This is a genomic window from Neobacillus sp. 19 (genome assembly GCF_049463095.1).
In the GTDB taxonomy this organism is placed as follows: domain Bacteria; phylum Bacillota; class Bacilli; order Bacillales; family Cytobacillaceae; genus Neobacillus.
This window is the reverse complement of the sequence record NZ_JBMPZU010000010.1, coordinates 1-12869: the sequence shown is the minus strand read 5'-3', so window position 1 is coordinate 12869 and position 12869 is coordinate 1. Positions and strand designations below refer to the sequence as shown.

11 protein-coding genes and 1 rRNA gene are annotated in these 12869 nt (G+C 40.5%); 8 read left to right on the top strand and 4 right to left on the bottom strand.

Going from position 1 to position 12869, the window contains the following annotated elements; genetic code table 11:
• Positions 1-64: 64 nt before the first annotated feature.
• From jag to rpmH, 4 genes are all read right to left on the bottom strand, one after another.
• Positions 65-688: an RNA-binding cell elongation regulator Jag/EloR gene (jag, locus tag ACO1D1_RS01580; protein ID WP_149872534.1), complete on the bottom strand. Its 624-nt coding sequence runs from the start codon at positions 686-688 to the stop codon at positions 65-67.
• Complete coding sequence (gene spoIIIJ, locus ACO1D1_RS01575; RefSeq protein ID WP_149872535.1) at positions 685-1458, bottom strand: YidC family membrane integrase SpoIIIJ; 774 nt, start codon at positions 1456-1458, stop codon at positions 685-687. Before spoIIIJ ends, jag begins: the two co-directional genes overlap by 4 nt.
• 137 nt (positions 1459-1595) lie before the next feature.
• Positions 1596-1940 (bottom strand): ribonuclease P protein component, encoded by a 345-nt coding sequence (gene rnpA / locus ACO1D1_RS01570; RefSeq protein ID WP_149872536.1) that lies wholly within the window; start codon positions 1938-1940, stop codon positions 1596-1598.
• A gap of 159 nt (positions 1941-2099) precedes the next feature.
• Complete coding sequence (gene rpmH / locus ACO1D1_RS01565) at positions 2100-2234, bottom strand: 50S ribosomal protein L34 (protein ID WP_063255153.1); 135 nt, start codon at positions 2232-2234, stop codon at positions 2100-2102.
• A gap of 708 nt (positions 2235-2942) precedes the next feature.
• Here rpmH and dnaA point away from each other — a divergent pair.
• The 8 genes from dnaA to ACO1D1_RS01525 form a co-directional block, all read left to right on the top strand.
• Entirely contained in the window at positions 2943-4289 is a 1347-nt protein-coding gene (gene dnaA / locus ACO1D1_RS01560) for a chromosomal replication initiator protein DnaA (protein ID WP_149868009.1), read from the top strand.
• Between the two features lie 230 nt (positions 4290-4519).
• Complete coding sequence (gene dnaN / locus ACO1D1_RS01555) at positions 4520-5656, top strand: DNA polymerase III subunit beta (RefSeq protein WP_149868010.1); 1137 nt, start codon at positions 4520-4522, stop codon at positions 5654-5656.
• Between the two features lie 129 nt (positions 5657-5785).
• Positions 5786-6016, top strand: coding sequence for a S4 domain-containing protein YaaA (gene yaaA, locus ACO1D1_RS01550; RefSeq protein WP_423334745.1), 231 nt, complete (start codon positions 5786-5788; stop codon positions 6014-6016).
• Positions 6017-6034: 18 nt separating this feature from the next.
• The gene (gene recF, locus ACO1D1_RS01545) at positions 6035-7150 is read left to right on the top strand and encodes a DNA replication/repair protein RecF (protein WP_149868011.1); all 1116 of its coding nucleotides are present in this window, start codon (positions 6035-6037) and stop codon (positions 7148-7150) included.
• Positions 7151-7221: 71 nt separating this feature from the next.
• Positions 7222-7473, top strand: coding sequence for an extracellular matrix regulator RemB (remB, locus tag ACO1D1_RS01540; protein WP_149868012.1), 252 nt, complete (start codon positions 7222-7224; stop codon positions 7471-7473).
• 70 nt (positions 7474-7543) lie between these two features.
• Complete coding sequence (gene gyrB / locus ACO1D1_RS01535) at positions 7544-9469, top strand: DNA topoisomerase (ATP-hydrolyzing) subunit B (RefSeq protein ID WP_411675469.1); 1926 nt, start codon at positions 7544-7546, stop codon at positions 9467-9469.
• A 25-nt stretch (positions 9470-9494) separates the two neighbouring features.
• Positions 9495-12017 carry a DNA gyrase subunit A gene (gene gyrA, locus ACO1D1_RS01530; RefSeq protein ID WP_149868013.1) on the top strand — a complete coding sequence of 841 codons (2523 nt, stop codon included), beginning with the start codon at positions 9495-9497 and terminating at the stop codon, positions 12015-12017.
• Positions 12018-12278: 261 nt separating this feature from the next.
• Positions 12279-12869: ribosomal RNA gene (locus tag ACO1D1_RS01525) — 16S ribosomal RNA — on the top strand; the annotation flags it as partial.

The window sequence follows — 12869 nt, the reverse complement described above, 5'->3', positions numbered from 1 at the left end:
AACCATACTTTTATGAAAAATGACAAAAAAAACACCCTATCAATGGATAGGATGTTTTTTTTCATTATCTTTTCACTGGTGTAATGACGATAAATCGATGGGGTTCAGTTCCATCTGAAAATGTCTTTACTCGTTTGTTATCAGCTAAAGCGGTATGAATCACTTTACGCTCATAAGAAGGCATCGGTTCCAACGCTACATCTTTTCCTGACTTGACAGCCTTCCCCGCAAGCCGCTGAGCCAATTGAACGAGCGTTTCACTTCTTCTGTTTCGGTAATCTTCAGCGTCCAAAATCACGGTTAAATATTGAGTAGCATAGCGATTAATCACCAACTGGGTCAAATATTGCAGCGAATTAAGGGTTTGACCTCGTTTTCCGATTAACAGCGCAATTTTTTCCCCGGTCATGATCAAGTAAACCTGTTTGCCTTCCCGTTTGATTTCAATCTCCGCCGGTGCACCCATTTGTTCACTTACTTGAACCAGGAATTTCTTTGCTTCCTCAATTGGATCAATGACCATCGTAACCTTAACAACTGCCGGACGTGAACCAAAGATACCAAAAATCCCCTTTTTACCTTCATCAATAATATTTATATCTGCGCGGTCTTTTGTTGTTTGTAGTTGAGCTAAAGCTGATTCTACTGCTTCTTCGACAGTTTGTCCTGTAGCAGTTACTTGTTTCACTTTTTTGCTCCTCCCGCATTACCGGTGGCCTGCGCCCTTAAATCCGGTCCTTTAATAAAATAGGTTTGGACAATCATAAAAATATTTCCGACAACCCAGTACAGTGAAAGGGCTGCTGGGAAACTGAATGCAAACACAACAATCATGATCGGCATCATCCACAGCATCATAGCCATTTGCGGATTGTGCTCCTGGCCCGCCATCATCATTTTTTGCTGAATAAAGGTGGTAATTCCAGCGATGATTGGCAAGATGTAATAGGGATCTTTTTCCCCAAGGTCAAACCATAGGAAGCTGTCCGATGCAATGTCTCTTGTTCTCGAGATGGCATGGTAAAAGCCAATTAAGATTGGCATTTGCACGATTAATGGAAAACAGCCGGCCATTGGATTGACGCCATGCTTTTGAAAAAGGGCCATTGTTTCCTGCTGCAGCTTTTGCTGTGTCTTTTGATCTTTCGAGCTGTACTTTTCCCGAAGTGCCTTCATTTCCGGCTGCAATGCCTGCATCGCCTTGGAGCTTCTTGTCTGCTTAATCATCAGTGGCAACATTGCTAAACGGATAATAATAGTTACGACAATCAGTGATAAACCATAGCTTCCACCGAGTAAATGCGCTCCTTCTTTAATTAACCATGATAAAGGATAGACGATGTATTCATTCCAAAACCCTGTACTTTCCGAAGTAATCGGCTTCTTTATTTCACTGCACCCTGTTAAAAACAAGAACACAGAAAGCAGGCCGAACGAAAGTAATATTCGTTTTTTCAAGCAAATGTTCCTCCTTGCCAAATATAAAGTTAAAAAAAATGTCAGTTACCTTCTTATGTACTATTTCAAAAGTATTTTATCATTTTTTCTGTTTAATTGTCTCGACTATACAGCATTATTTAACTAAATCTGTAAACTTATTTCCTCTTCAATACTTTTCCAACCTTCAGAACATGCGTTAAACTTTTTTTTACTTCAAAAAAGTCCATTTCTGCTGCTGGCTTCCTGGCAATAATCACATAGTCATTTCCATTGGAAAGCTGATCATCCAATTCATGGATCGATTGCCTGACATATCGCTTAATTCTGTTTCTCGTAACAGCATTTCCAATCTTTTTGCTCACCGAAAGGCCGATACGAAAAAAATCCTGCCCCTCTTTCGGCAAAGAGTAAACCACAAATTGGCGATTAGCGAAGGAGTGCCCCTTCTGGAAAGCTGCCTGAAACTCTTTATTCTTCTTAATTCGGAATTCTTTTTTCATAAAAAAACTCCTTTGGTCTTTGAACTTGAGAATTGTCCAGCTTCAGTGCCCTCGCGGCTAGTCGCCTGACAAGGGCACTTCCGCTTTTCTTATTGTCTAGCTCCAGCGCCCTGACGCTTTCGCTTTTCTTATAAAAAAGACCACTGACGCTTCAGTGGTCTATGCTGATAATACTTTTCTTCCTTTTTGACGACGACGAGCTAGAACCTTACGTCCGTTTGCTGAGCTCATGCGACTGCGGAAACCGTGAACTTTGCTGTGTTTACGCTTATTTGGTTGATATGTTCTTTTCATTATATGACACCTCCCTGAGGAATAGCTATCAAATTAACTATATGACAGTCTTAACTATTATAAAGACGTCAGCATTATATTGTCAACTACTCTCCAGATATTGTTCCTTATTTCCATTATTTTTTAAACATGATAAAGCAGGTTTCCAGAAATTCTATATTCATGAGGAATTTTCTCTTGGGTGGATCCTCATCTCCTGCTTTTTCGCCTGTGGATAAAAAATCGACACATTTTTCATTATCCACACAAGATATTGACAGCTTTTGCACAAGTTATCTACCTGTGGACAATTATTATGCACATCGTGTTACGGTTGTGGATAAACTATCAAAAGGCATTGCACCTTAAGCAATTATTTGATATTATATTTGTGTTTTCACTCTGAATAACTTCATCTCAAATATTTGTTATCCACAAATTGTGGATAACGTGTGGATAGTTTATCCTAACGGTCTGTAGAAAGTTGTCCACAAGGGGTGGATATTGTCGAAACTCCACTTTATTTCCTTATTATACGTTTTCCACAACCAATGTTTCGTATATTTATAAATTAATAGGCTGTACTGCCAGTACAAACCGGATTTTTATGGAATTAGTCGAATAGGTGAGCTGGCGTTAGACAACTATTTTTTGGGGTTAGACAGAATAAATCCGAGTGCCAGTTAAAATAAATTGTCTTTTACTATATCAAATAAGGAGGGATACTAGTTGGAAAATATTGCGGATCTTTGGAATGCAGCGCTAGCCAATATTGAGAAAAAGATAAGCAAGCCTAGCTTTGACACATGGCTCAAATCTACAAAAGCCCATTCCCTTCAAGGCGATCTGCTTGTGATCACGGCTCCGAATGAATTTGCACGTGATTGGCTGGAAGAGCGGTATTCTCAGTTAATCTCCGGGATTCTCTATGAAATTACCGGGGAAGAGCTATCTGTAAAATTTATTATTCCGCAAAATCAAAACGAATCTGAAAATGATGTTGCCTTACCGCCGAAGAAGGTCAAGAGAGACGATGATCACGGGGATTTCCCTCAAGGTATTTTAAATCAAAAGTATACATTTGATACGTTCGTTATCGGTTCCGGAAACCGGTTTGCCCATGCCGCATCGCTTGCTGTTGCCGAAGCGCCGGCAAAAGCCTATAATCCGTTATTTATTTACGGCGGCGTTGGTTTGGGAAAGACCCACTTAATGCACGCCATTGGTCATTATGTTTTAGATCATAACCCGCAGGCAAAAGTAGTTTATTTATCTTCTGAAAAATTTACAAACGAATTTATTAACTCGATTCGTGACAATAAAGCGGAGAATTTCCGCAATAAATATCGAAATGTCGATATCCTGCTAATTGATGATATTCAGTTTTTAGCTGGAAAAGAATCAACTCAGGAAGAATTTTTCCATACATTTAATGCACTGCATGAGGAAAGCAAGCAAATTATTATCTCGAGTGACCGGCCGCCGCGAGAGATTCCGACATTAGAAGACCGGCTGCGGTCACGGTTTGAGTGGGGCCTAATTACCGATATTACGCCGCCGGATTTAGAAACTAGAATTGCTATCCTTCGCAAGAAAGCAAAGGCAGAAGGTTTAGATATACCAAATGAAGTAATGCTCTATATTGCGAATCAAATTGATTCCAACATCCGCGAACTTGAGGGTGCCCTTATTCGTGTTGTCGCTTACTCTTCTTTAATAAATAAAGATATTAATGCAGACCTTGCTGCTGAGGCATTAAAGGATATCATTCCAAGCTCAAAGCCTAAGGTCATCACAATCCATGAAATTCAAAAGACGGTCGGAGAGCTTTTTAGCATTAAACTAGAAGACTTTAAGGCGAAAAAACGGACAAAATCTGTTGCGTTTCCGCGGCAAATTGCGATGTATTTATCACGTGAATTAACCGACAACTCTTTGCCTAAAATAGGAGAAGAGTTTGGCGGACGCGATCATACAACCGTTATCCATGCACATGAAAAAATCTCTAAGCTTCTGCAGACGGACTCACAACTGCAAAAGCAAGTGAAAGAACTGCACGAGCTGTTAAAGGTGTAACGAATAAAGAAAACTTGACCCTATACACGAAGCCTTTTAGTTGTTAAGATTGTGAATAACTTCTACGATTCTATACACAGTCTGTCCACATGTGGATAGGCTGTGTTTCTATTGAAAAATTGGAGTTATCCACATACTAACAGGCCCTACTAGTACTTCTACTTTTTTTTAAAAAAATAATATTATATGTATCTGCTTAAAAAACTATTCATAAAATGGAGGATTATTCGATGAAATTTATCATCCAACGCGATCGTCTTGTTCAAAGTGTTCAAGATGTTATGAAGGCTGTCACATCCAGAACAACCATACCCATCCTAACAGGGATCAAAATTGTCGCCACAACTGAAGGGGTAACCTTAACAGGAAGTGACTCGGATGTTTCGATTGAGTCTTTTATTCCAAAAGAGGAAGCTGGGGATGAAATCGTTGAAATTAAGCAGCAAGGAGCAATCGTTCTGCAGGCAAAATTCTTTAGTGAAATTGTTAAAAAGCTGCCGACTGATTCAGTTGAAATTGAAGTTCTTGGCTCACTGCAAACTGTCATTCGCTCCGGCAAGTCTGAATTTAACTTAAATGGCCTTGATGCAGAGGAATATCCACATCTGCCGCAAATAGAAGAAAACAATAAATTTCATATTGCGACAGATCTTTTAAAAGCAATGATTCGACAAACTCATTTTGCTGTGTCCACCTCAGAAACACGCCCCATCTTGACAGGTGTAAACTGGAGGATTGAGAATGAGGAATTAACCTGTATTGCAACAGATAGCCACCGTCTTGCACTAAGGAAGGCTAAAATCGAAACTGAAAATCATGAAGTCTATAATGTTGTCATTCCGGGAAAAAGTTTGAATGAATTAAGCAAAATTATTGATGATTCTAATGAATTAATTGACATCGTCATTACTGAAAATCAAATTTTATTTAAAGCAAAGCACTTATTATTTTTCTCCAGGTTATTAGAAGGAAATTATCCTGATACTTCAAGATTAATTCCGAATGAAAGTAAAACGGATATTACCGTAAATACAAAAGAATTCCTGCAAGCCATTGATCGTGCGTCTTTATTAGCTCGTGAAGGAAGAAATAATGTCGTCAAGTTTTCAACTATTGAGAGTGGCACTATCGAAATCTCTTCCAATACACCAGAGGTCGGAAAAGTCGTTGAAGAAATCCAAAGCAGCTCGATTGAGGGAGAAGATTTAAAAATATCCTTTAGTGCAAAATACATGATGGACGCCCTTAAAGCATTAGAAGGAACAGATGTGAAGGTGAGTTTCACCGGCGCCATGCGCCCATTTGTCATCCGTCCATTGCATGACGAAACAATCCTGCAGCTGATTTTGCCAGTAAGAACATACTAAATAAAAAGTTTCCAGGAAAAGCCGCCTTTCTGCTCATGGCGGCTTTCTTTAGGTTTAACGGGCTTCCCTTTTCTATTTGTATCTTGCCGGATTTTTTAGTAAAATAAAGTATTGGGACCATTTTTAGAAATGAGGGTGACGATTGTGCCTGAAAAAGTAAAGCTGGATACTGAATTTATTACATTAGGTCAATTTTTAAAGCTGGCGGATGTGATTCAAACTGGCGGGATGGCAAAATGGTTTTTAAGTGAACATGACATTTATATTAATGGTGAACAGGATCAAAGAAGAGGAAGAAAACTTCGTGCCGGTGACAAAGTTCAAATTGCTGGCTTTGGGGAGTTTGTGATAACCGACTAGCTAAAGGATGTCGTGTTTATGTATATTGAAAAGTTAGCGTTGAAAAATTATCGGAATTACGAAGAGTTATTCGTCGAATTTGAAAATAAAGTAAATGTCATCTTAGGTGAAAATGCTCAAGGAAAAACAAATGTGATGGAATCCATTTACGTGTTAGCGATGGCCAAATCGCATCGAACCGCAAGTGATAAAGAACTTATTCGCTGGGACATGGAGTATGCTAGAATAGAAGGCAGGGTTCAAAAACAACATAGCTCTTTACCTTTGGAATTATTGATTTCCAAAAAGGGCAAGAAGGCAAAATGCAACCATATTGAACAGCAGAAATTAAGCCAATATGTTGGGAATATGAATGTCGTCATGTTTGCTCCTGAGGACCTTAACATTGTTAAAGGGAGCCCGCAGGTGCGAAGACGGTTTATTGATATGGAAATTGGGCAAGTATCGCCCGTTTATTTACATGATATGAGTCAATATCAAAAAATACTTCAACAACGTAATCATTATTTGAAAATGATGCAGATAAAGAAGCAAACAGATATGACGATGCTTGAAATTTTAACAGAGCAATTTATTCAAATGGCCGTGAAAATTGTAAAAAGGCGGTTTGAATTTCTTAAACTCCTGGAAAATTGGGCGAAACCAATCCATCAAGGGATTTCAAGAGGTCTGGAAACGCTTGAGATTACCTATAAGCCATCTGTAGAGGTATTAGAAGAGCAAGATTTGTCGAAGATGATAGCAAGCTTTGAAGAAAAATTTGCAAAGGTTCGATTGAGGGAAATAGAACGCGGTACAACCTTATTCGGCCCTCATCGCGACGATTTATTGTTTTTTGTTAATGGACGGGATGTTCAAACCTTTGGATCTCAAGGGCAGCAGCGGACAACCGCCCTTTCAGTCAAGCTTGCCGAGATCGAATTGATTCATAATGAAATTGGCGAATATCCCATTTTACTCCTTGATGATGTGTTATCGGAATTAGATGACTACAGGCAATCCCATTTACTCAATACCATTCAAGGTAAAGTTCAAACGTTTGTAACGACCACAAGTGTGGAAGGGATTGACCATCAGACGTTAAGGGAAGCGTCCACCTTTATCGTTGAATCCGGTGTTATGCAAAAAGTGTAAACGCCTTGCTTCTGACACTCGATTCACTTGACGCTTATGCCTGCCAATAGAAAGGTTAATTGAGGTGAACTATGTATATTCACATCGGGGAAGATCTTAACATTAGGGCGAAAGACGTTATTTCGATATTAGATAAAGAGAGTGCTAAACAATCTCTGCTAGTTGAGGAGTTCTTACAGCACCATAAAGGAAAGGTTACCAATTTGTCCAAAAACCCCTTTAAATCAGTCATTATTACATATGACAAAATATACTTATCCCCTATTGCTTCTGGAACATTAAAAAAACGTTCAAGCCAAATGAATATACAGGAATTTATATAAATTATTTTTATTTCTTATCAGCTAATGACAGTATTGAACTATTTTTTTCAGAAGGTGCAGGTGAACAAGTATGACTTTGGAACAGAAAGCAGTAGAAGAATCATACGGTGCGGATCAAATTCAAGTTCTTGAAGGACTTGAAGCAGTTCGGAAACGACCTGGTATGTATATTGGCTCCACCAGTGGAAAAGGACTTCATCATCTTGTTTGGGAGATTGTTGATAACAGTATTGATGAAGCACTCGCAGGCCACTGTGACGAAATTAATGTCTTGATTGAAGAAGATAACAGTATCACGGTTAAGGATAATGGCCGGGGAATTCCGGTTGATATTCAAGAAAAGATGGGCAGACCGGCTGTTGAAGTCATTATGACTGTTCTTCACGCCGGCGGAAAATTTGGCGGCGGCGGCTATAAGGTTTCCGGCGGACTTCACGGGGTTGGTGCATCAGTAGTAAATGCCCTTTCCACTGAACTTGAGGTCTATGTTCATCGTGATGGTAAAATCCATTACATCAAATTTGAACGAGGCGCTGTAGTCAAAGAATTAGAAGTGATTGGCACAACTGATCACACAGGGACGATTACCCATTTTAAGCCGGACGGTGAAATATTCACTGAAACTTTGGAATATGAATATGACATTCTTGCGACACGTCTTCGTGAACTGGCGTTTCTTAACCGCGGAATCAAAATTACGATTGAAGACAAGCGAGTTGAAAATAAACGCAATGAATACCACTATGAAGGTGGTATTAAATCGTATGTAGAACATTTAAACCGCACGAAAGAGGTTATTCATGAAGAGCCGATTTACGTTGAGGGAGAACGAGACGGTATAAGTGTTGAAGCAGCTCTTCAATATAACGAGGGCTATACTGATAACATATACTCCTTTGCAAATAATATCCATACCTATGAAGGCGGGACACATGAATCAGGCTTTAAAACAGCTTTAACCAGAGTCATTAATGATTATGCCCGGAAAAATGGCCTCATAAAGGAAAATGACACAAACCTTTCCGGGGAGGATGTTCGTGAGGGAATCACAGCGATTGTCTCAATCAAACACCCTGACCCGCAATTTGAAGGGCAAACCAAAACAAAGCTGGGAAATTCAGAAGTTAGAGCGATAACTGACACTGTTTTTTCAACTACATTTGAAAAGTTCTTATTAGAAAACCCGGCCGTTGCCAGGAAAATCGTTGATAAAGGCCTAATGGCAGCACGTGCAAGGCTTGCCGCTAAGAAAGCAAGGGAATTAACGCGACGTAAAAGTGCGCTGGAAGTTTCCAGCTTACCAGGGAAATTAGCTGACTGTTCGTCAAAGGATCCTGCGGAAAGTGAAATGTTTATTGTTGAGGGAGATTCCGCCGGCGGATCAGCAAAGCAAGGCCGTGATCGCCATTTTCAAGCCATTCTGCCGCTTCGGGGAAAAATTCTTAATGTAGAAAAAGCTCGTCTGGATAGAATTCTTTCGAATAATGAAGTAAGGGCGATGATTACCGCGATTGGCACAGGAATCGGGGAAGATTTTGATATCGCTAAAGCTCGTTATCACAAAATCGTTATTATGACAGATGCAGATGTTGATGGCGCTCATATTCGAACACTACTCTTAACGTTCTTTTATCGGTTTATGAGGAAAATTATCGAAGCCGGTTATATTTATATAGCTCAACCGCCACTTTATAAAGTTCAGCAAGGCAAACGAGTTGAGTACGCTTATAATGACAAAGAGTTGGAGCGGATCTTTGCAGAGCTGCCAGCTGCGCCAAAACCTAATATCCAACGGTATAAAGGTTTAGGTGAGATGAATCCTGAACAATTATGGGATACAACAATGAATCCAGATAGTAGAAGTATGCTTCAGGTAAGTCTTGAAGATGCCATCGAAGCAGACGAAACCTTTGATATGTTAATGGGAGAGAAGGTAGAACCGCGCCGTAACTTCATTGAAGAAAATGCACAATACGTGAAGAATTTAGATATATAAAACATTTCGGAGGGAGGTAATCAATATGTCTGAAACACCCAATCCTCAAATAAAAGAGATTAATATTAGTCAGGAAATGCGCTCGTCCTTTCTTGATTATGCGATGAGTGTTATTGTTTCTCGTGCCCTTCCAGACGTTCGTGATGGGCTAAAACCCGTTCATCGCCGTATTTTATATGCGATGCATGACCTCGGTATCCATGCGGATAAACCTTATAAAAAGTCTGCCCGTATCGTTGGGGATGTAATTGGTAAATACCATCCACATGGTGACTCTGCTGTTTATGAAACAATGGTTCGAATGGCACAGGATTTCAATTATCGCTATATGCTTGTTGATGGCCACGGGAACTTCGGCTCTGTCGATGGAGACGGTGCAGCAGCGATGCGTTATACAGAATCAAGAATGTCGAAGATTTCAATGGAATTATTAAGAGATTTAAATAAAGATACCATTGATTATCAAGATAACTACGATGGTGAGGAAAGAGAGCCAGTTGTTCTGCCTGCGCGTTTTCCAAACCTCTTGGTCAACGGGACGACCGGGATTGCTGTTGGGATGGCAACAAATATACCACCGCACCAGCTAGGGGAAGTCATTGAAGGCGTTTTAGCCATTTCACGTGACCCTGAAATTACAATTCCGGAGTTAATGGAAATTATCCCTGGTCCAGATTTTCCTACAGGTGGATTAATTCTGGGCCGGAGCGGTATTCGTAAAGCCTACGAAACTGGCAGAGGATCGATCACACTTCGGGCAAAGGTAGTAATCGAGCAAAAATCAAATGGTAAAGAAGTCATTATTGTTAATGAATTGCCATATCAAGTAAATAAAGCGAGATTAGTTGAAAAAATTGCCGAATTAGCCCGCGATAAAAAGATTGAAGGCATTACAGACCTAAGGGATGAATCCGATCGTAAAGGGATGCGGATTGTCATCGAGGTTCGTAAGGATGCCAATGCCAATGTGCTTTTAAATAATTTATATAAACAGACGGCATTGCAAACTAGCTTCGGAATCAATACATTAGCCCTTGTTAATGGACATCCGAAGGTATTGAATCTTAAACAATGTTTAGTTCACTACTTAGATCACCAAATAGTGGTAATTCGCAGAAGAACCGAGTTTGAATTGCGTAAAGCGGAAGCACGTGCTCATATTCTAGAAGGCTTAAGAATTGCCCTCGATAATTTAGACGCCGTCATTACTCTTATTCGAAACTCGCAGACAACGGATATTGCCCGTGAAGGTTTAATGACACAATTTAACCTCTCAGAAAAGCAGGCACAGGCCATTCTTGATATGCGTCTGCAGCGTTTAACTGGATTGGAACGCGAGAAAATTGAGGATGAGTACCAAGGCTTAATGAAGCTTATTGCTGAATTAAAGGCGATTTTAGCGGATGAGGAAAAAATTCTTGAAATTATTCGTGAAGAATTGCTAGAAATAAAAGAACGTTTTAATGATAAACGCCGTACGGAAATTGTCACCGGCGGGCTTGAAAATATAGAAGATGAGGATTTGATTCCTCAGGAAAATATCGTCATTTCCTTGACGCATAATGGTTACATTAAGCGTCTTCCGGTATCTACTTATCGTGCACAAAGACGAGGCGGACGCGGTATCCAGGGTATGGGAACAAATGAAGATGATTTTGTTGAGCATCTCATTACGACATCAACTCACGATACCATTCTCTTCTTTACAAACAAAGGAAAGGTGTATCGCTCGAAAGGATACGAAGTTCCAGAATTCAGCCGTACAGCGAAAGGAATACCGATTATTAACCTTCTTGGGATTGAAAAAGGAGAATGGGTCAACGCCATCATCCCTGTCGAAGATTTTGTTGACGATTGGTCATTGTTCTTCACAACAAAAGAAGGTATTTCTAAACGGTCTCCGTTAACATCGTTTGCTAATATTCGGAACAATGGTCTAATTGCTTTGAGCTTGCGTGAGGGTGATGAATTAATCTCTGTTCGTCTAACTGACGGCAGCAAGCACATGATTATCGGGACAAAAAAGGGCATGTTGATTCACTTCCCTGAGACTGATGTACGCTCGATGGGACGAACAGCAACAGGTGTTAAAGGGATCACCCTTGACCCTGGTGATGAAGTTGTTGGTATGGAAGTATTAGAAGAGGATAACGACATTCTGATTGTTACGAAAAATGGATACGGTAAGCGTACCCCTGCGGTTGAATATCGCATTCAGGGACGTGGTGGTAAAGGGATCAAAACTTGCCATGTCACCGAGAAAAACGGTGAACTCGTCTCCATGAGAGCTGTGACAGGTGAAGAAGATCTTATGCTTATCACCACAGGAGGCGTCCTTATTCGAATCGATGTAGCCGGTATTTCTAAAATGGGACGGAATACACAAGGTGTTAAACTGATTAGTATGAAAGAAAGCGAAAACGAATTTGTGGCAACCGTCGCAAAGGTGGAAAAAGAGGAAGAAGAACAAGAAGCTGAACATAGTGATGAAGAAGTAATCGCTATTGATGAAAACCAAGAACCAACCACGCCAGAGGGCGAAGAATAGTAAGAGAGAAGAAGCATACTTTCGTGTGCTTCTTTTTTTTCTAAGGCTCTTCAAATGTTTTTAAGATTATTATAGTAAAAAAATAAAAAACGTGTTGACTTTATTATGTACGGGTGATATATTTATTAAGTCGCCAACGAGCGATAGAGAAAATTGTCCTTTGAAAACTAAACAAACAAAAACGTCAACAAACAATAAATTATTAGTTTCTTCTATAGAAACTAAGCCAACGTTTTAAATTATGAGCTAATCAACTCAACTTTTTTGGAGAGTTTGATCCTGGCTCAGGACGAACGCTGGCGGCGTGCCTAATACATGCAAGTCGAGCGAATCAATGGGAGCTTGCTCCCGTTGATTAGCGGCGGACGGGTGAGTAACACGTGGGCAACCTGCCTGTAAGACTGGGATAACTTCGGGAAACCGGAGCTAATACCGGATAATTCTTTTCCTCTCATGAGGAAAAGCTGAAAGTCGGTTTCGGCTGACACTTACAGATGGGCCCGCGGCGCATTAGCTAGTTGGTGAGGTAACGGCTCACCAAGGCGACGATGCGTAGCCGACCTGAGAGGGTGATCGGCCACACTGGGACTGAGACACGGCCCAGACTCCTACGGGAGGCAGCAGTAGGGAATCTTCCACAATGGACGAAAGTCTGATGGAGCAACGCCGCGTGAGCGATGAAGGCCTTCGGGTCGTAAAGCTCTGTTGTTAGGGAAGAACAAGTATCGGAGTAACTGCCGGTACCTTGACGGTACCTAACCAGAAAGCCACGGCTAACTACGTGCCAGCAGCCGCGGTAATACGTAGGTGGCAAGCGTTGTCCGGAATTATTGGGCGTAAAGCGCGCGCAGG

Bases quoted from the DNA above. Each gene is read 5' to 3' on its own strand.
- rnpA (WP_149872536.1), bottom strand. From the start codon at position 1,940: ATGAAAAAAGAATTCCGAATTAAGAAGAATAAAGAGTTTCAGGCAGCT.
- rpmH (WP_063255153.1), bottom strand. From the start codon at position 2,234: ATGAAAAGAACATATCAACCAAATAAGCGTAAACACAGCAAAGTTCAC.
- dnaN (WP_149868010.1), top strand. From the start codon at position 4,520: ATGAAATTTATCATCCAACGCGATCGTCTTGTTCAAAGTGTTCAAGAT.
- yaaA (WP_423334745.1), top strand. From the start codon at position 5,786: ATGAGGGTGACGATTGTGCCTGAAAAAGTAAAGCTGGATACTGAATTT.
- recF (WP_149868011.1), top strand. From the start codon at position 6,035: ATGTATATTGAAAAGTTAGCGTTGAAAAATTATCGGAATTACGAAGAG.
- remB (WP_149868012.1), top strand. From the start codon at position 7,222: ATGTATATTCACATCGGGGAAGATCTTAACATTAGGGCGAAAGACGTT.
- gyrB (WP_411675469.1), top strand. From the start codon at position 7,544: ATGACTTTGGAACAGAAAGCAGTAGAAGAATCATACGGTGCGGATCAA.
- gyrA (WP_149868013.1), top strand. From the start codon at position 9,495: ATGTCTGAAACACCCAATCCTCAAATAAAAGAGATTAATATTAGTCAG.